This window comes from Actinoallomurus sp. NPDC052308, from assembly GCF_040679195.1.
Lineage (GTDB): Bacteria > Actinomycetota > Actinomycetes > Streptosporangiales > Streptosporangiaceae > Actinoallomurus > Actinoallomurus liliacearum.
Genome location: NZ_JBFAUM010000003.1, coordinates 565,184 through 584,778, shown reverse-complemented (window position 1 = coordinate 584,778; position 19,595 = coordinate 565,184). Strand labels below are relative to the sequence as shown.

The following is a 19,595-nucleotide window of genomic DNA, read 5'->3' as shown; positions in this document are numbered from 1 at the left end:
GCCGGTCGGTCCGCTGCCCGGTGCCACCCGGCCGGGACGGTGGACTAGCGGGTGCCGAAGCTCCTCGGCACCGGCTGGTCCTCGCGCAGGTCGCGGAACAGGGTGCCGGCCCGCGCGGTGTCCCAGGTGATGTACTCCCCGACGCCGGCCGCGGAGCCGGTGCCGCCGATCGGGACCGTCGTGGTCAGGCCGTCGCCCTGGGTGACGCCGCGCATGGCCCAGGCGAAGCCCGCCAGGTTGTAGAGGTGGTCGTCCTGGTCGACCGCGAAGTTGTCGGTGGAGCGCAGCGCGAACGGGATGATCCGGAAGGGGTTCAGGAGCACACCCGGGCTGGTCGCCTTGTGCACCAGCGCGGCGAGGAACTTGCGCTGGTTCTCGACCCGCTCCAGGTCGGCGCGGGCGAACGCGCGGCTGCGGACGAATCCGAGGGCCTGGCCGCCCTTGAGCGTCTGGCAGCCCGGCTTGAGGTCGATTCCGGCCTTGGGGTCCTTCATCCGCTCGGGAATGCACATCTTCACCCCGCCGACCGCGTCGGTCATGCCGACGAACCCGGCGAAGCCGATCTCGGCGTAGTGGTCGATGTGAATCTTGGTCGCCTGCTCGACCGTGCGGACGAGGAGTTTCGGCCCGCCGAAGGCGAAGGCGGCGTTGAGCTTGTTCGGGCTGTGGCCGGGGATCGGGACGTACGAGTCGCGGGGCAGGCTCACCAGCGTCGTGCCGTGGTCACCGATGTGCAGGAGCATCATCGTGTCCGTCCGGCGTCCCGCCGCCTTGCCGGTCGAGAACTCCTTGCGCTGCGCCGACGACAGTCCCTCACGGCTGTCGGAGCCGACGATGAGCCAGTTGGTGCCCGGCGTGTCCCCCGGGCGTCCGGCGTAGTCCTCGAAGACGTCGATGCGGTGCAGCCGCGAGTCGAGGTAGAAGTAGGAGCCCACGAGCAGCAGCAGGAGGACGAGGAAGGCGATCAGCAGGCGACGCCCCCAGCGAGGCCGCCGTCGCGGCCGCACGCCGTCTCGGTCATGCGATCCCGGGGCGTCGGCGTACGGTGACGCGCCGACCCCTCCGTACTCGGGCCGATTACTCATGGTGGCCACGTTAGAGGGCTGAAAAGGGTGCTCGCGTCACCTTCCCGGATGATTCGTCCGCTGCGGATCATCATTCTTCCGAGTGCGGTTCAACCTTTCCGCGTCCGCATGCTGTCGGAGGTGGTGTGAACGCGGAAGCCGAAGAGCAGTTCCGGGAGTTCGTCACCGCACGATGGCACGCCCTCCTGCGGACGGCGTACCTGCTGACGGGCGACCACGGGCAGGCCGAGGATCTGGTGCAGACGGCGCTGGTCCGGACCCATCGCCACTGGACGCGGATCCGGCGATCCGACGCCCCCGAGGTGTACGTGCGGCGGATCCTGGTCAACCTCAACAACAGCCGATGGCGCCGGAAGAGGGTCGCCGAGCAGGTGACCGACGTCCTGCCGGAGCCGGCCGCCGCCGACGCGCTCGCCGCCTATGACGTACGGGACGAACTGTGGTCGGCGGTCCTGACCCTGCCGCCCCGGATGCGCTCCGTTCTCGTGCTGCGCTACTTCGAGGACCTGCCGGAGGCGGAGGTCGCCCGGCTCCTGGGCTGCTCCCTGGGCACGGTGAAGAGCCAGACCTCGCGCGGCCTGGACCGGTTGCGCGTCGCGTTGGAACGCGAACCCGAGACCGCGCGGAGGAACCGATGAGCATGAACCTGGAAGACGAACTGCGGGCGACGTTCGCCGCCCGCGCCGAGAGCGTCCCCCCCGGCCCCGACCCCTATCCGGCCACCGCGCGCCGCGTCGTCCGCGCTCGCCGGCGCCGCCGGGCCGTGGCGGCGGGGGCGCTGGCGGTGAGCGCCGTCCTGCTGGTCGGCGCGCCCGCCGGGATCCGGCAGCTCGCCGATCGCCCCGGTCCGGCCTCGGGACGGCACGCCGACGCGCTGAGCTGGCCGCTGCGCGGCTCGCTCGCCGGCGACAAGGCGTTCCTGGGGACGCTCAGCGAGGAGGCTCTGCGCCGTCAGCGCTGGGGCGACATGGTGCACATCCTCTACGCGCAGGACGACGGACGGCGCCGCGTCGCCGTGGTCGTCACCGTACGCGGACGGTCTGCGCGGGGCTCCGTGTGGCATGGTCCCTCGGGTGCCGAGCCGCGCGCCATGAAGGACGACAGCCTCTTCGCGGACGACAGCGTGCCCCTGGACCCCGAGCCGATGGTCTGGTACGCCGGGGGCACGGGCCCGCTCTTGGTCCTCGGCCCGCCGGCGATGACGGACGTCAAGGTCTCACCGGCCATCGCCCAACGCGAGGACGGTACCGCGTACCGCGTCGTGCGCACGGTCCACGCGGACCGCGGTGCCGTGCTGACCGACGTTCCCGGGGTGCGCCCGTGGCAGCTCGCGGTCGAATTCCGCATCGGCGGCCGGTACGGCCGTGCGCAGCAGGTGCCGTACACCACGGACTCGGAGAACTCCTCCGCCTACTGGCCCGCGGTCGGCAGGGCCGCCGCCAAGGCGACCGGTCACGTCGACGCGGAGCAGGCCCGCGGGCTCCTCGACGGGACGGCCGGCTACTTCGGGCTGGTCGGCGAGCGGCTCACCTACCGGTTCTGGTGGGGCGATCGGCTGCCCGGCGGCGCCGACGCCCTCGTCGCGACGCTGAGGGTCCCGTCCGGACCCGAGATCCGCGTCGTCCAGGACACCTACACCGACAGGGACGGCAGCACCACCCAGGATCGGTACGCGGTGCGGATGCGCGACGACGCCGACGCCCGGCGCCCGATCGGCTGGGTCACGACCGCGGCCCAGAACTTCCCCGAGGAGGAGGAGCACGCGACGGGTGCGGTGTACGTCCCGGATGGCGCGGGTGTCCGCGTGGAGCTGTGGAACCACGAGACGATGGTGACGGCGGCTCGGACGGGTACGACCGGCCTCGCGGTGTTCCAGACCCGGCTCCCGGCGGCCGAGCTGGGCGGCTGCGAGTACCGCGTCCTCGACGGCAAGGGCAAGATCGTCGCCAAGGGCCGGCTCGGCCTGCCGGACCTGGAGACCGTCCTCGGCTGGAACCTCAAATGGTGACGCGGTGCCGGGGCGTGGTCGAATAGGGACATGGCGGAAGAGCTGGAGACGCTGTCGACCAAGGAGCTGCACGACCGGGCCATCGAGCGCGCGGTGCGCCATCTCGACGTCGGGTTCCTGTGGCGGCTGCTGAAGGCGATCCCCGCGGCCGAGGCGGCCGCGGGTCACCCCGACCAGGCCGAGGCGGACGTCTCCCACCTGTCCGCGATCCTCAACGAGTTCGTGCACGCGGGCGACGGCGACGTCGCCGAGGCCCTGCGCCCCCTCTACCTCGAGTACCTCGGCCGGTCCGAATCCTGACCCTGGCCCTGACCGAAGGCTGACCGAATCCGGACACACCGGCTGCATGTGGTCCACATCGCCATTAGCGTCCTTTCCGAAACCTGAGTGACGCGGCGACAGAAGAGCGACCACAGCGGCCGGTGCGCGTGAGGTTCTCGCGCCCGATGCCGGCGTTCGGGCAGGGAGCTGCCCGGGATGGGAGCCCCATGACGGGCATCGGACGGCGGGATCTCCTGACGGGCGCGGCCGGTGCCGCGGCGATCGCGGGCATCGGAGTCGGCGCGGCGCCTCCCGCGGAGGGCGCCGCTCCGTCACGGGCGCCGGGGGAGGAGCCGTCCGGACGTCCGACGGGCCGCGCCGTACGGCTGCGCGAGGGCACGGATCTGGCCGCCCGGGTCTCCCCCGACGGACGGACCATCGCGATCGACCTCGTCGGTGTGCTGTGGACCCTGCCGATCTCCGGTGGCCCCGCGCACCGGCTGACCGACGACCTGTTCGACATCGCGCAGCCCGATTGGTCGCCCGACGGGCGGCGGCTCGCCTTCCAGGCGTACCGCGACGGCGTGTTCGACGTGTGGGTGATCGACGCCGACGGATCGAACCCGCGCCGCCTGACCGAGGGGCCGTACGACCACCGTGAGCCGCGGTTCTCCCCCGACGGCACCCGGATCGCCTTCTCGTCGGATCTGTCCGGCAGCTACGGCATCCACACGCTGCGGCTGGACACGGGAGCCATCAGCCCGGTGACCGACTCGGCGGCCGAGGAGTACGAGCCGGCGTGGTCGCCGGACGGCGCCCGCATCGCCTTCGTGGTCGCGAACACCCGCATCGACGTCGTCGAGGTGGCGACCGGCGCGCGCCGTACGGCCGTGACGGTGCCGGCGGACCAGGTGATCCACGGCCCGGCCTGGACGCCCGACGGTCAGGACATCGTCTACACCCTCGTCGTGGACGGCCGCAGCGAGCTGTGGCGCTCGGGGCACGCGCTGGTGACCGGTGAGGAGGTCTTCCCCTTCCGCGTGTCATGGTCGTCGGCGAAGGAGTTCGTCTACACGGCGGACGGCCGGATCCGCCGCCGATCGCTCACGGGCGGCCGGTCGCGCGACGTCGGCTTCACGGCGCCGGTCACCGTCGTCGCCCCGTCCTATCGCCGGCGCAGGCGCGACTTCGACTCCACGGTGCCCAAGCCCGTCGTGGGCATCGGCAGCCCGGTCCTGTCCCCCGACGGCGGGCAGGTGGCGTTCCGGGCGCTCAACGACATCTACACGATGAGGATCGGGCAGGCGCCGCGACCGCTCACCCGTGACCACTGGTGGAAGTGCGACCCGGCCTGGTCCCCCGACGGCCGATACCTGTCGTACTCCACGGACCGTGGCGGCAAGCTCGACATCTGGATCCGCGACCTGCGCACCGGGCAGGACCGCCGGCTCACGAACCTGCCAGGCGCCGCGGCGCTCTCCGGAACCTGGTCCCCTGACAGGTCGCACCTGGCGTTCCTCGACCAGACCGGGGCGCTGTACACCGTCGAGGTGTCGTCCGGGGACGTCCAGCGCGTCTACCCGGCGACGTTCGAGCCCGGCCGCCCCACCTGGTCCCCCGACGGCAACGTCATCGCCCTGGCGGCGATCAAGCCGTACTCGGCTCGGTACCGCGAGGGCCTGAGCAAGATCCTCCTCGTCGACCGCCGTACAGGGGCCGGCACCTATGTCGACCCGCTGCCCGACCGCTCGATCCAGACGCGCGGGGACGACGGGCCGGTGTGGTCGCCCGACGGGACGAAGATGGCGTTCGTCGTGGCCAGCGTGCTCTGGGTGGTCGACGTCCACGCCGACGGCACGCCGGCGGGGACGCCCCGGCAGGTGACGGACGAGGTCACCGACGCCGTGAGCTGGAGCGGCGACTCGTCCGAGCTGCTGTACCTCAGTAACGGCCGCCTCCGCCTCGTCTCCGCGGACGGCCGCCGCACCCGTACCGTCCCCGCCCCGCTGACCTGGACGAACACCCGGCCACGCGGCCGCACCGTCGTACGCGCCGGCCGGATGTGGGATGGCAGCGCCCGGCGGCTGCGGCACGACGTGGACATCGTGGTCGAGGGCCACCGCATCGTCGCCGTCGAGGCGCGCGGGCACGGTCACGGCGACCGGATCCTCGACGCCGGGGACTCCGTGGTCATCCCCGGGCTGGTCGACATGCACAACCACCGGGAGATGCAGGGCTACGCGTACGGCGACCGCCAGGGCCGGCTCTGGCTCTCGCTGGGCGTCACGACGACCCGCTCGCCGGGCAGCCCGGCGTACCACATGGTCGAGGCCCGGGAGTCGTTCCAGTCCGGCGCCCGCGTCGCACCCCGGTACTTCGCCACCGGCGAGGCGGTCGACGGGCCGCGCGTCTTCTACAACTTCATGCGCCCGACCTTCGACGCCCGCCAGCTCGCCCGCGAACTCGAACGCGCGGGCGCGCTCGACTACGACCTCATGAAGGCGTACGTACGGCTGCCGGCCGCATGGCAGCGGGAGGTCATCGAGTGGGCGCACCGGCACGGCGTCCCCGCCACCTCGCACTACCACTATCCGGCGTTCGCGTTCGGCGGGGACGGCATGGAGCACATCGGCGCCACGAACCGGCTGGGCTACTCCCGTACGGTCACCGCGCTCGGCACCGGATACGACGACGTCATCGACATCTTCAACGCCTCGGGCGCGGCCCGGACGCCGACGCTGTTCGGAGCCGTGACAATCCTCCGGGAGGACACCTCGCTCGTCACCGACCGCCGGGTGACGACGCTCTACCCGGCGTGGGAGTACGCCTCGCTGCAGGCGACGGCGACGACGGCCAGGACCACCGACCAGACCGTCACCCGGCAGAACCTCGCCCGTCAGGTCGCGCAGGTCGCCGCCATGATCCGTGGCGGCGGACGAGTCGTCACCGGCACGGACTCCCCCATCGCCAACACCGCCGTCAGCACCCACCTGAACCTCCGGGCCATGGTGAAGTACGGCCTCACCCCGTACGAGGCGCTGACCACCGCGACGCGGACGCCCGGCGAGGTCCTCGGGGAGCCCCTCGGGCAGATCAAGCCCGGGATGTACGCCGACCTGGTCCTCCTGGGCGGTGACCCGCTGGAGGACATCACACGGGTCGCCGACGTCCGGCAGGTGATGGTCAACGGGGAGGCGCACACCGTCGACGAACTGCTCGCCCCGTTCGCGACCGCGGAGCGCGCGACGGCCGCTCCGGTGGGACGGATGCTACCGCCCGTCCCCGAGCATCCGTCCAACCGACGGTACTGGTGGCACGACCCGCACTACCTGGAGGAGAGCAAGCGGTCCTGCTGCGTGGACTCCTGACCCGGGGGCCGGCGTGTCAGCGGTGCCGCGCCGACCCCTGAGTCACAGGCCCTGTCACAGGTACTGGCCGAGCCGTTCGTCGCGGTCGATGGGCGCGTCGGTCTCCGGCAGGTCCTCCTGGCGCAGCAGCCGGATCTCCTCCCGGTCCGGCGCCTCCTGCCCGGTGATGCGCTGCGCCTGCAGGGCGACGGCCCGGTCCAGGATGTTGCGCATGAGCCGGGCGTTGCCGAACGACTCGCCGCGGGCGGCCGAGCGCAGCCGGGAGCGTACGGCGTCGAGCACGCCCTCGGCCACCCCGAAGCCCGCGTTCGCCGCCATCACCTCGAAGATCGCGACGAGTTCGTCGTCGGTGTAGTCCGGGAACCGCAGGACGGTCGGGAACCGCGACGCGAGACCGGGGTTGAACTCCAGGAACCGCAGCATCGGCCCTTCGTAGCCCGCCACGATGACGACGAGGTCGGCACGGTGCTCCTCCATCAGCTTGAGCAGCTCGGCGATCGCCTCGTGCCCGTAGTCGCGTCCGGAGTCGGCGGGCGTCAGGGCGTACGCCTCGTCGATGAACAGCACGCCGCCCAGCGCCCGCTCCACCGCCGCGCGCACCTTCGGGGCCGTCTGCCCGACGTACTCGCCGACGAGGTCGGCGCGGGACACCTCGACCAGGTGCCCGGACGACAGAAGCCCCAGCTTGGCGTAGACGGCGGCCAGCAGCCGCGCCATCGTGGTCTTGGCCGTTCCCGGATTGCCGGTGAACACCATGTGCCGCGTGGGCGAGGCGATCGGGATGCCGGCGTCGCGGCGGAGCTGCTCGGCCTTGGCCTCGGCGACGAGCAGGCGCACCTCCTGCTTGACCGCGTCCAGCCCGATCAGCCGCTCGATCTCTGCGAGGGGGTCGCCGGGCAGGTCGATGTGGCCGCCGGCGGCCAGCGTGCCGGGGATGTCCTCGGCGAAGATCTCGTCGAGGGACTCGTCGTCGGTGAGCACGCCGTCGTCGAGGACCCGGCGGGACTGCATGGCCACGGCGCGGTCGAGCAGATTGATCATCAGGCGGGCGTTCCCCGCGGCCCGGTCGCGCGCCCCCGCGCGTACGAGGTCGCGGACCTTGTCGAGCACGCCCTCCCGCAGCGCGAAGCCCGCGTCGGCGGCCTTGGCCTGGAAGATCTCGATGAGCTCGTCCTCGGTGAGGTCGGGGAACCGGAGCTGCTTGGGGAAGAACGCCGCCAGTTCCGAGTCGCTCTTGAGCAGGCCGTTCATCGCGCCTTCGGGCCCGCACAGGACGACGATCAGGTCCTCGGGGTGGGACTGCACGGCCGCCAGCAGGACGTCGATCGCCTCCCGGTTGCGCGGCGAGTCGCCCGGCATGAGGTTGTGCGCGTCGTTGATGGCCAGCACGCCGCCGTGCGCGCGCTCGACCGCCCGGCGCACGCGCGGCCCGCTCTCGCTGACGTACTCGCCGACGAGGTCGGAGCGGTCCACCTCGACCAGGTGGCCGGAGGACAGGACGCCCAGGTCGGCGTAGATGCGGCCGAGGATCCGCGCGACCTTGGACTTGCCCGTGCCGGAGTTGCCGGTGAAGACCAGGTGCCGTGGCCGCGCGGCGACCGGCATGCCCGCCTCGCGGCGCATCCGGGCGGCCTCGGCCTCGGCGACGAGCAGGCGGACCTCGTTCTTCACCGACTTCAGGCCCACGCACGCGTCCAGCTCGGCCATCGGGTCGGCGTCGGCGGCGCCGCCGGGGATGACCCGCTGCGGCAGATCCGCGACCGCGACCTCCGTCTCGCCGCGGGCGGCGGCCGCCGCCACGCACTGCTCGGCGAGGTACTCCACGAGGCGCGCGCCCCGCAGGTTCAACAGCGGCGGGGTGCGGGACAGCAGCACCCCGGCGGTGACCGCGGCCTCCCGGGCGGCGGTCAGGCCGCGCCGGGCGACGGCCCGCCGGAACAGCTCCGCGTAGTCGTCCTCGGCGAACTCCCGCGTGCGGGCGACCCGGAAGTGCTGGTGGAGGGCCGGGTTGGCGTCGAAGATCCGCTCGTCGCCGCCCGCCCGGCACGCCGCGACGACGTGCAGTTTCTGGTGGCGTTCGAGGACGCGGCGCAGCTCCTCGGCGAACGCGCCGCCGCAGTGCTCGAGGGCGAGGATGCGGTCGAGGCCCTCGATGACGAGGACCCGCCCTTCGAGGCACTCGCGCACGCGTGCCAGCAGGTACAGGATCGTGTCGCTGACGTGCAGGTTGGCGAACACCTGGTCGGAGACCCAGACGGCCTCGCGGACGTCCCCGCGTTCGGCCAGGGTCTGCTCGACGAGCCGGACGGCCGTGCCCTTGCCCGTCGCGTCCGGTCCGCTGAGCAGGAGGCGCACCGGGCGCGGGGTCGCGCCGGCGCGCAGAACCTCGGCGAGCGTCGTCACGAGCTCGGGCTGGCCGACGAGGTCGGCGCCGGTCTCCTCGGCCGCGGTCGCGGTCCGCGCCTCCTCGGCGGGCGGCACACCGGCGAACGCCGCGGTCAGCGGGTTGACGACCGTACGGGCGCGGAAGAGGCGGCGCAGATCCATCTGGAAACCGCGGACCGGCAGCCGGCCCTTGGGGCTCACGGCGCTGTCGGGCAGGCCCTGTACGGAGCCGGTGATCCGCAGGCCCATGTCCAGCCAGGCCCGGCAGGCGTCGGCCTCACCCGCGACGAGGCCGCGGGCCAGCCAGGACCGCACCTCCGCCTGCCACGGATCGGCGCGGAAGCCCTCCCGCAGGTGCTGGAAGCGCTCCTGGACGCTTTCGTACCGCTCGACGCCGATGGCGAACGCGAGGTCCGCGGGCACGGCCTGCACGTCGGCCTGCAGCAGCAGCCGGGCCAGCCCGGTCACCAGCGGATCGCCGCCCGGGACCGCCGCGAGCAGGCGCTCGTGCGCGGCGATCCAGCCGGCGCACGCCCAGGTGAGATATCCGGTCGGGCCGGCCAGCTCCGGGAGCGCGGACAGGGTCTCGTCCGACAGGTCCGACGCCCAGACCCGCTCGAGGTCGCCGTGCGGCGTGGTCAGGTCGCGGGCCCGCAGCTCCGGGTCCTCCGCGTGCCGGTCGAAGATCGCGCGGAGGGCCTTGCGGCGCTCCTCCAGCGGCGTGATCCCGGCGAACACGTCGAGGGACTCGCGGCCCAGGGCGAACATCGTCTCCCGGAGCTCGACGTCGTCCCCGGCGTTCTCCACCAGCCACAGGCCGGGCGGCCGCAGCCGGCCGCCCTGGCTGAACCAGGCGACCGAGTCGCGGACGGGCGGCTCGGGCTTGGCCAGGAACTGGGTGAGCAGCTCGTAGTCGATGTCGCCGCGCGAGCCCGCCCGGATCGCCGCCGCCCCGAGCAGGAAGGTGAGCAGCGACCACAACTCCGCGCCCGCCGCGGAGGTGCCCGTCGCGTAGAAGTCGCTGAGCCCGCCGGTCAGCGCCCGGGCGCGCTCGTCGGCGTCGAACTCGCGGGCGCGCTCGCGGACCTCGTCGTACAGCCCGTCGGGGACACGCCACGGTCCGTACGCGTACACGTCCAGGACGGGTTCTTCGGTCAGCAGCAGTTCGAGGTGTTCCGGTAGGCGTGGGGGGCTCACGACGTAGACCTTACGACCCACCGGACGGCGGACGCAGCCCTCTGAAGATCCGCCGGACCGGCACTTCGCTTGACCGGGGACGAATGGGCACTTCCCGGATATGCCTCCTCCGAGAACTGGGGAACTCGCCGGATCCCGTCGCGGAGGCCGAAGGGCCCCGGCGGCGCCGGGGCCCTCTGCCGTACCGATGCCGCTTCTCTGGTACGGCGGCCCTTGGAGGGCGCGAACGACGCCTGTCAGTACTCCAACGACTTCGTGAGCCGTCCGATCATTTCCGGCAGGTGGTTCCGGAGGTAGAAGTGATCACCGGAATAGACGTGCGTCGCCACGGAGCCGATGGCCTGCTCGCCCCACCCGTCCAGGTGCTCGGGCCGGCAGAGCGGGTCGTCGTCGCCGGCGAACAGGACGAGGTGGCAGCCGAGAGGTCTCGATGCCGCCTTGTGCCGCCAGGCGCGGTACAGGGTGTAGTCGTAGGTCAACGCGCGCCTGGCGCGTTCGAGCAGGGCCGGTTCCTGCCGAATCTCCGGCGGGATGAAGGCGAGAGCCTGGAGAGCCTCGGGACTCTCATGGCGGAAGAGCCGTGCCGACAGTTCGGCCATTCCGTGGCCGTCGGGCGCCGGCATCGCCGAGAGCCCGAGCGTCACCGGCGCGATGCCGTGACCGCGCCAGAGCGAGCGAGCGGTCTCGAACGCCAGCAGGCTCCCGCCGCTGTGCCCGAAGAAGGTGAACGGGCGTGGGTCCGGATCTGCCGCGATCATCGACGCCAGCTCGTCGGCGAGCGCGAACAGGTCGGTGCGCGGTTCCTCCTCCGCGCGGTCTTCGCGCCCGGGCAGCTGCACGGCGTACAACTCGATGTGCTCGGGAAGCAGGTCGACCCACGGCAGGTAGGTCGATGCCGAACCTCCCGCGTGCGGGAAGCAGTAGAGCCGCATCGTGGCATCGGGCCGCGGGGCGAAGACCCGGAACCAGCGTCCGGTCACGTCTCCGGTGCCGGCGGCCGGAGCCTGCGTTCGCGCACCATGCGTTTCCTCGCCGTCGGCCGCCTTGACCTCCAGATCGAGATGTTCCAGGAGATGGCCGACCAGCTCTCCCGCCGTGGGGTGGGTCCAGACGATGGTCGGGGGGATCTTCACCTGCAGGTCCACTTCCAGGCGATTGCGCAGTTGCAACGCGGTGAGCGAGTCGAACCCCAGGTCGGACAGCACCGTGCTCGAGTCGATCGAGGCGCTGCTCAGCCCCAGGATCACGCGCGTGCACGTGCCGAGGTAACCCAGGGCTACCCTGCTTCGCTCCTCGGGCGACGCCGCCCGAAGCCGCGCGCTGATGCCATCGTTGCCGATGACGCCGGATTCGACGGCCGGCCGGACCGGCATTTCCGCGAAGAAGGCGGCGTCGGCCGCATGCGGAGCGGCGTGGAACCAGTGTCCCGGGTCGTAGACGAACACACCGGCGTTGGTCCGCTCATGGTCGATCAGTTCCGTCAGGGCGCGGAAGCCCTCGTCGGTGCTGAACGCGGCGTACCCGCGGCGCCCAAGCTCCGTGGCCCGGCCGGCCTCACCCCACACTCCCCAGTTGATCGCCTGGGCGGGCAGCCCACGGGCGCGTCGCCACCGGGCGAAGGAGTCGAGCCAGTCGTTGGCCGCAGCGTAGTTGCCCTGTCCCGGGCTGCCCAGCAGCGACGCCACCGAGGAGAAGAGCACGAACCAGTCGAGGGGGAGACCCGCCGTCGCCTCGTGCAACCGCCAGGCACCGGTCACCTTCGGCCGCCACACACGGTCGAGCCGCAGGACGTCCAGATTGCTCAGGGCGCCGTCATCGAGGACGGCGGCGGCGTGCAGCACGCCGGAGAGCGTCCGTCCGTCCGCGGTCGCCGCAGCGACCAGACGCTCGGCCACACCCGGTTCGGCGATGTCGCCGCGGACGATCTCGACCTGCGTACCGCCGGCCCGGATCTCGTCGAGCGCGGCGGCTGCGGTCTCCGAGGGCGCCGATCTGCCGCCCAGCACGATCCTCCCGGCGCCCTGCCCGGCGAGCCGACGCGCCAGTTCCAGGCCGAGGCCGCCGAGGCCGCCAGTGATGACGTAGCTCGCGCCGTGGCGCACGACCGGCCTGCCACCGGGGGGAAGCGCCGCGTCGATCTCCCCGTCCTGCGGCACGGTCAGGATCAGCTTGCCGATGTGCTTGGCGGCGGCCATGTGCCGCAGTGCCGTCGCCGCCTTGGTGAAGGGGAACTCCGTGCAGGTCGGCGGGGCGAGCCGCCCGGCGGTGAACTCATCGCGGAGTTCGTTCAGGAGCTCGCGGATCAGTGGACGGCGTTCGCGTCCGAGAAGGGCCAGATCCACGGCGGTCACCGTGATGTTGCGGCGGAGGGCCAGCAGCCCCAGCTTCGCATTGGCGTAGATGTCGCGTTTGCCGATCTCGATGAACCGTCCGCCGATGTTCAGGACGTCCAGGCCGGCGAACAACGCCGGCCCGGACAGTGAGTTCAGCACCACGTCCACCCCCTCACCATCGGTGGCGGCGAGGGTCTGGGCGACGAAGTCCAGCGACCGCGAATCCATCACCTGCTCGATGCCCAGCTCACGAAGGTACGCGCGCTTTCGCTCGCTGCCGGCGGTGGCGAGGACCTCCGCGCCGAGCGATCGGGCGATGGCGATCGCGGCCAGGCCGACGCCTCCCGTCCCCGCATGGATGAGGATCCGCTCACCGGCGGTGAGCCGGCCGACCCGCGTCAGCGCGTACCAGGCGGTCAGGTGGGCGGCCGGCACGCCGGCGGCCTGCACGTCGGTCATCCCGTCGGGGACCGGGACGACCGACTCGGCGGGCAACGTGACGAAGCTGTCGGCCGTGCCGTCCTGGAACGCCATCACCCGGTCACCGACTCGCAGATCGTCCACTCCGGGACCGACACGGGCGATGACACCAGCGCATTCCAGGCCGAGCCGCCCGGAGGTGCCGTGCAGCTCCGGGAACATGTCGAGCATGTGCATGACGTCGGCGAAGTTCAATCCGATCGCGCTCGTCCGAATCTCGACCTCGCCGCGCGCCGGCTCGTGACGCGACCGTGCCACCACGCCGATCGTGTCCAGGTCGCCGGGCCGGGCGATGTCCAGAGAGATACGGTCCCGGCCGTACCGCCGGACTCGCCGGGGCCTCGTCTGCCAGGTTCCGTCGCTGATGGGGGTGTTCACCAGCCGCGCCGTCCACCGCCGACCGTCCCGCCACGCGATCTCGTCGTCGGAACCGCCGGTGAAGAGCTCGGTGACGAGGTCGCGCACCGCGCCAGTACCCGGTTCGACATCTATGAGGGTCGTGCGCAGGCCGGGATACTCGCACATCGCCACCCGGGCCACACCGCGCAGCCCACCGTGGACGAGCGCGGGTGCCTCTTCCGCGGTGACGCTCTGAGCGCCCTGGGTGACGATCCACAGCCGGGGCGCACCGGCCTCCGCTTCGGTCAGGAGACCGACCAGATCGACCGTACGCATCACCTCGTCACGACACCGATCCGCGCTCTCCGGTTCAGCGGGCGCCGACGGGGACGGGAGGAAGACGACATCCGTCGTGGCGGCGAGCGTCTGTCTTACCTCAGCCGCAGGCCATGCTCCATCCGGGTCGTCGGCGTTCAGCGGCGTCGCGGTCGCCCCCGACGCGGCCAGTTCGGCGTGCAACGCCGCCGCCAGCGGGTCGTCGCCGGCACTGAGCACGAGCCAGGTGCCGCGGGGGGCGGCCGGCCGTTCCAGCGGCAGCGGCCGCCACCGGACCTCGTGGAACAGCCGGTCATGCCGGGAGGCGGGGGTCCGCCGTTCCATCGGCGCGAACCGTACCTCGGCGGCTTCGGCCACCACGGAGCCGTCCTCCGCCAGCAGGCGCAGCGTCCCGGTCGCGCCTTCCGCCGAGCCCGCCACCAGCCTCGCCTGGCAGTACGCGGCGGCTGGACCGCCGGCGAAGACGCGCAGCGACCCGACCCCGACGGGGAACAGCAGCCGTGATCCGGCGCTGCCGGTCGCGTCGATCGCCGCGATGAGGAGCGTCTGCAGGCATGCGTCGAGCAGGACGGGATGCAGCCGTACCGGGCCGGCGAGGGTCCGCGCCGCCGGCGGCAGTCCCACCCGTGCGAGCATCTCACCGTCGGCCGCCCCGTGAAGGCTCTCCAGTGCGGCGAAGGCCGGGCCGTGGTGGTAACCGTCGGCGCGTAGTTCGGCGTAGCGGCCTTCGACGTCGACCCTCCGACCCCGACCGACCGGCCCCGACCGACCTTCCGGCTCCTCGTACGCGGCGTGGAGGGCGGTCACGTCGACCGCCTTGGGACGAGCGCCCTGTGGCAGGTGGTGCAGTTCGCCGGTCGCGTGGGTGATCCACTCGTCGTCGCCGTCGCCCTTGGTCAGCATCTCGACGACCGCCGCGTCGTCGCCGCGCGGGGTGAGCGACGTGTACAGCGTCGTGTGCTCGTCGAGCGGCAGCAGCCGGACGAAGCGGATGTCCGAGAGCTCGAGGTCTTCTTCGGCGCAACCGAAGAACTCGGTCCCCGCGGCGAGCGCGGTCTCGCAGTACGCCGCTCCGGGCAGTACCGTAACGCCTTCCACCCGGTGGTCGGCGAGCCACGGCAGTGCGCCGGTGCCGACATCGGCCTGCCAGACATGTCTGCGCCCGGGCTCCGGAACGGCCGTGTGCGTGCCGAGCAGCGGGGGCCGGATCTCCTCCCGCGCCGCCTGTCGCGCCGGATGTGGCAGCGGCAGGTCGACCCAATGGCGTGTCCGCTTCCACGTGGTCGCCGGGGCGGCGACGAGCGAACCGGCCGCGTGGCGGCCGAAGTCGATCGGAACGCCCGCGCAGTAGAGGCGGGCCAGCTGGCCCGTGATCGTGCGCAGGTCGTCGTTGTCGCGCCGGATCGTGTGCGCGATGATCGCGTCGCCGTCGATCTCCTCGAGCGTGTCACGCATCGCATGGCCGACGATGGGGTGGACCGAGACCTCGAGGAAGACGGCGTAGCCGTCCTCGGCGGCGGCCCGGACCGCATTGGCGAAACGGACCGGTTTACGGAGATTATCCGCCCAGTAGGCGCCGTCGAAGGCGACCGTCTCCCTCGGGTCCTCGGTGACGGTCGAGTAGACCGGCACAGTGGGGCGCTCGGGCCGGACGTCGGCCAGCGCGTCGATCAGCCGGGGGGCGTACGGATTCAGGTGCGGCCCGTGCGCCGCCACGTCCGCGGCCACGAAACGCGCCATCAGCCCGCGTTCCTGCCAGCGCTCGACGAGGTGCCGGACCGGTTCCGGGTCTCCCGCGATCACCGTCGCCCGCGGAGAGGAGATCACGGCCACCGTGACGCCCGTCACCTGACGCAACTCCTCCTCGACCTGCTCGTAGGAAAGGTCCACCGACGCCATCGCCCCGGTGCCGGCCAGCGGGACCAGCTGGGCGGCGCGGCGGCAGCTGACCCGTACACCGTCCTGGAGCGAGAGGGCACCGGACACCACCGCGGCGGACACCTCACCCATCGAATGCCCGAGCACCGCCGCGGGGCGCAGGCCGAGGGACCGCCAGACCGCGGCGAGCGCCACCTGGGTGGCGAACAGGGCGACCTGGACGCGGTCGATCTCGGTCACCACCGTCGGAGCGCGCAGCGTGCCGGTCACCGAGAAGCCCGCCTCCGCGGCGATCAGCGGCTCCAGTTCGGCGATCGTCGCGGCGAAGACCGGATCCTCCTCGAGCAGGCGGCGCCCCATTCCGGCCCACTGCGAGCCCTGACCGGAGAACACCCAGACTGCGCCCACGCCGGCCGCGTCGCGTACGGTGCCGTCCCAGACGCTCTCCTCTTCGTCGCCGGCGGCGAGCCGATCGAGCCGGTCGATGAGCTCGTCCACGGAGTCGGCGACCACCGCCGTTCGCGCCCGATGATGCGAACGGCGCGCCGCCAGCGTGTGGACCACGTCGTCGAGTCCCACGTGGTCACGGACGTCCGTCAGCCAGTGGGAAAGCCGCGCGGCGGTCGCGCCCAGCATCTCCGGGTCCGTCGCCGACAGTGGGACCAGTGCCGGGCGTGGCGCGGAGTCCGCCGGTTTCTCCACGGCCGCGGGCCGGTCCGTGTACTCCTCCAGAACGATGTGCGCGTTGGTCCCGCTGAAACCGAATGAGGACACCGCCGCGAGCCGCGTCGGCGCCTCCACCGGCCATGGGGTCGGCTCGGTCGGCACGAAGAAACGGGTGCCGTCCGGAGAGATCTCGGGGTTCCATCGCTGGAAGTGCAGATTCGGCGGGATGACGCCGTGCTGGACGGCGAGCACGGCCTTGATGAAGCCCGCGATGCCCGAGGCGGACTCCAGATGGCCGATGTTCGACTTCACCGATCCCAGCGCGCAGCGTCCCTCACCCTCCCCGTAAATGGGGGACAGCGCCCGGAACTCGATCGGGTCGCCGACCGGTGTGCCAGGGCCGTGGGTCTCCACCAGCCCCACGAGGCCGGGATCGATGCCCGCCTGCTCGACCGCCGCGGCGTAGACCATGCGCTGCGCGTCCTCCGACGGGTGGACGAGTCCCTGGGACCGCCCGTCCTGGTTGATCGCGGAACCGCGGATGACCGCGAGCACCCGGTCGCCGTCGCGCCGCGCGTCCGAGAGCCGTTTGAGCGCGACGATGCCGACGCCCTCGCTCCGGACGAGGCCGTCGGCTCGGGCGTCGAACGCATGACAGCGGCCCGTGGGCGAGAACATCCCCCACCGGGTGCCGGAGAGCATGAACTCCGGGCTCAGCATGACGTTGACACCGCCGGCCAGCGCGAAGTCGGACTCCCCCGTCCGCAGGCTCTGGACCGCGAGATGGGTGGCGACCAGCGATGACGAGCAGGCGGTGTCGACGGCGACGGCGGGCCCGTGCAGTCCCAGCACGTAGGAGACGCGTCCCGCCGCCGTACTGTGCACGTTCCCGATGGTCCCGGCGTAGGCGTCCATCTTGTCGTAGTGCGCGCCCAGGCGTACGGAGTTGTCCTGGCTCCAGATCCCGACGAACACGCCACCCCGCGCCCCCGTGACGTCGCGCGGGGGGATCCCGGCGTACTCCAGCGCCTCCCAGGAGGCTTCCAGGAGCAGCCGGTGCTGGGGATCCATCGAGGCGGCCTCCGCGGGCGATATGCCGAAGAAGGCGGCGTCGAAACCGGTGATGTCGTCCAGCGTGGCGGCCCAGCGAGTGTTGGAGCGGGCCGGTACCTCCCGATCCGGATCGTAGAAGGCGTCCACGTCCCATCGGTCGAAGGGGCCCTCACGGACGGGGTCCCTCTTCTCGATGAGCAGTCGCCAGAGGTCATCCGGCGAGTCGACGTCTCCCGGCATTCGGCAAGCCATTCCGATGACCGCGATCGGCTCGTTCAACTGACGCTTTCCGTCCATGAGAAGCTCCGACTGACATCAGCACAAGGGGTGGGGATTTTCAGAGCGGAATGTTCCCGTGCCGCTTCGGCATGGATGTCTCTCGCTTGTTGCTCATGATGCGCAAGGCTGCGGCGATTCTCTTCCGCGTTTCGGATGGCGCGATCACCGCATCCACATAGCCGCGTTCGGCGGCGCGATAGGGCGTGCAATGGGTCTGGTCGTACTCATCGATCAGTTCGCTGCGGACGGCCGCCGGATCCACTGCGGCGGCGAGTTCCTCACGGTGCAGGATGTTGACTGCGGCCTCCGCGCCCATGACGGCGATCTCCGCGGTCGGCCAGGCGAAGCAGAGGTCCGCGCGCAGGTGCTTCGAACCCATGACGACATAGGCTCCGCCATAGGCCTTACGGATGATCGTGGTGATCTTTGGAACGGCGGCCTCCGCATAGGCATAGAGGAGTTTCGCGCCGCGCCGGATTATTCCGTTCCATTCCTGTTCGGAACCAGGCAGGAATCCCGGTACATCGACCAGGGTGACGATCGGAATGTTGAAGGCGTCACATGTCCGCACGAATCGCGCGGCCTTCTCCGATGCATCGATGTCCAGGCACCCGGCGAGTTTGAGCGGCTGGTTCGCCACGATGCCGACTGGATTCCCGTCGATCCGGCCGAAAGCGCAGATGATATTGGGTGCGAACAACTGCTGCACCTCGAGAAAGTCACCGTCGTCGACGATGGCACTCATCACGGCGTACATGTCGTACGGCTGGTTCGTGGGCCCGGGGACCAGCGAGTCCAGCACGGTCCCATCCGGGTCCTTCCCCGCCGCGAAGACGGGTGGGCCATCGTGGTTGTTGTCGGGGAGGAAGGACAGCAGATGCCGGACGTAGTCGATCGCGTCCTCCTCATCCGCGGCAAGATGGTGGGCATTTCCGGAGCGGGCATTGTGCACCCGCGCGCCGCCGAGTTCTTCGAGGCCCACCCGCTCGCCCATGGCGACCGCCAGGACATCCGGGCCGGTGACGAACATGTGCGATGTCCTGTCCACCATCACGACGAAATCGGTGAGCGCCGGCGAGTACGCCGCACCGCCGGCGCACGGCCCCATGATCATCGAAATCTGTGGAACGACGCCGGACAGGCGAACGTTTCGGAAGAAGATCTCGCCGTAGAGCGCCTGCGCGACGACCCCCTCCTGGATGCGCCCGCCGGCCCCGTCGTTGATGCCCACCACCGGGCAGCCCACCTTGGCGGCCAGATCGAGGATCTTGCAGATCTTCTCGCCGTGCGTCTTGCCGAGCGTGCCGCCGGCCACGGTGAAGTCTTGGGCGAACACGGCCAGCGGCCGCCCGTCCACGGTGCCGTGGCCGATGATGACGCCGTCACCGTACGGGCGGTCGTCCAAGTCCGGATCGGTCGAATGGTTCCGCGCGAGCGCGTCGAGTTCGACGAAGGAGCCGGGATCGAGAAGCAGTGCGATGCGTTCCCGGGCGGTCTTCTTGCCGCGTGAGCGTTGTCTGGCGATCGCCCGGGCCGTTCCCGAGGACTGCGACCGAGCCGCAAGTTCGCGGAACTCGGCAAGCCTCGCCGCCGTCCGGCCGGTGTCCCCGCTCCGCTCAGTCGCCCTCCCGCCCGTGACCTGGTCGCCCGTCATCGCGGGCGACCCGGGGTATTACTCGAACACCGGCCGACCGGGGCCGTTCGTCGCCGACTCATGGCCGTGAATGTAACGATCCAACCGAGTATGCGGGGCCAAAAGGGACATATTTAACCTGTCCGAAATACGTTGTCACCGTCCCTGTACGGCGACGGACGGTGAATTTTCCTCGAACATATCCGGGATGCACATGCCGGCCACCGGCCACGCCGGGAGACGGCTCCACCCCTGTTCGCAGAGGTACTCGACGCCTTCCCCGTGACGAGGCTC

Annotated in this window: 8 protein-coding genes; 4 read left to right on the top strand and 4 right to left on the bottom strand. The window is 71.4% G+C overall.

The annotated features are described in order from the left end of the window. Positions 1 to 44: 44 nt before the first annotated feature. Positions 45 to 1,085 carry an LCP family protein gene (locus tag AB0L00_RS14025; protein WP_364432927.1) on the bottom strand — a complete coding sequence of 347 codons (1,041 nt, stop codon included), beginning with the start codon at positions 1,083 to 1,085 and terminating at the stop codon, positions 45 to 47. Positions 1,086 to 1,210: 125 nt separating this feature from the next. Between AB0L00_RS14025 and AB0L00_RS14020 the strand changes: the two genes are divergently transcribed. The 4 genes from AB0L00_RS14020 (at position 1,211) to AB0L00_RS14005 (ending at position 6,722) form a co-directional block, all read left to right on the top strand. Beyond that, a complete protein-coding gene (locus AB0L00_RS14020; RefSeq protein ID WP_364432925.1) occupies positions 1,211 to 1,723 on the top strand; it encodes a SigE family RNA polymerase sigma factor in 513 nt (170 codons plus the stop codon). Then, positions 1,720 to 3,093, top strand: coding sequence for a hypothetical protein (locus AB0L00_RS14015; RefSeq protein WP_364432922.1), 1,374 nt, complete (start codon positions 1,720 to 1,722; stop codon positions 3,091 to 3,093). The genes AB0L00_RS14020 and AB0L00_RS14015 overlap by 4 nt, the downstream gene beginning before the upstream one ends. A 30-nt stretch (positions 3,094 to 3,123) precedes the next feature. Beyond that, the gene (locus AB0L00_RS14010; protein ID WP_364432919.1) at positions 3,124 to 3,393 is read left to right on the top strand and encodes a hypothetical protein; all 270 of its coding nucleotides are present in this window, start codon (positions 3,124 to 3,126) and stop codon (positions 3,391 to 3,393) included. A 188-nt stretch (positions 3,394 to 3,581) separates the two neighbouring features. Beyond that, complete coding sequence (locus tag AB0L00_RS14005) at positions 3,582 to 6,722, top strand: amidohydrolase family protein (RefSeq protein WP_364432916.1); 3,141 nt, start codon at positions 3,582 to 3,584, stop codon at positions 6,720 to 6,722. A 54-nt stretch (positions 6,723 to 6,776) separates the two neighbouring features. Here the strand turns inward: AB0L00_RS14005 and AB0L00_RS14000 are convergent, their stop codons facing one another. The 3 genes from AB0L00_RS14000 to AB0L00_RS13990 form a co-directional block, all read right to left on the bottom strand. Next, positions 6,777 to 10,304 carry an AAA family ATPase gene (locus AB0L00_RS14000; RefSeq protein WP_364432914.1) on the bottom strand — a complete coding sequence of 1,176 codons (3,528 nt, stop codon included), beginning with the start codon at positions 10,302 to 10,304 and terminating at the stop codon, positions 6,777 to 6,779. 236 nt (positions 10,305 to 10,540) lie between these two features. Then, positions 10,541 to 17,686, bottom strand: a complete 7,146-nt coding sequence (locus AB0L00_RS13995; RefSeq protein WP_364432912.1) for an SDR family NAD(P)-dependent oxidoreductase — start codon at positions 17,684 to 17,686, stop codon at positions 10,541 to 10,543. 40 nt (positions 17,687 to 17,726) lie between these two features. Beyond that, the gene (locus tag AB0L00_RS13990; protein ID WP_364432910.1) at positions 17,727 to 19,322 is read right to left on the bottom strand and encodes an acyl-CoA carboxylase subunit beta; all 1,596 of its coding nucleotides are present in this window, start codon (positions 19,320 to 19,322) and stop codon (positions 17,727 to 17,729) included. Positions 19,323 to 19,595 lie beyond the last annotated feature (273 nt).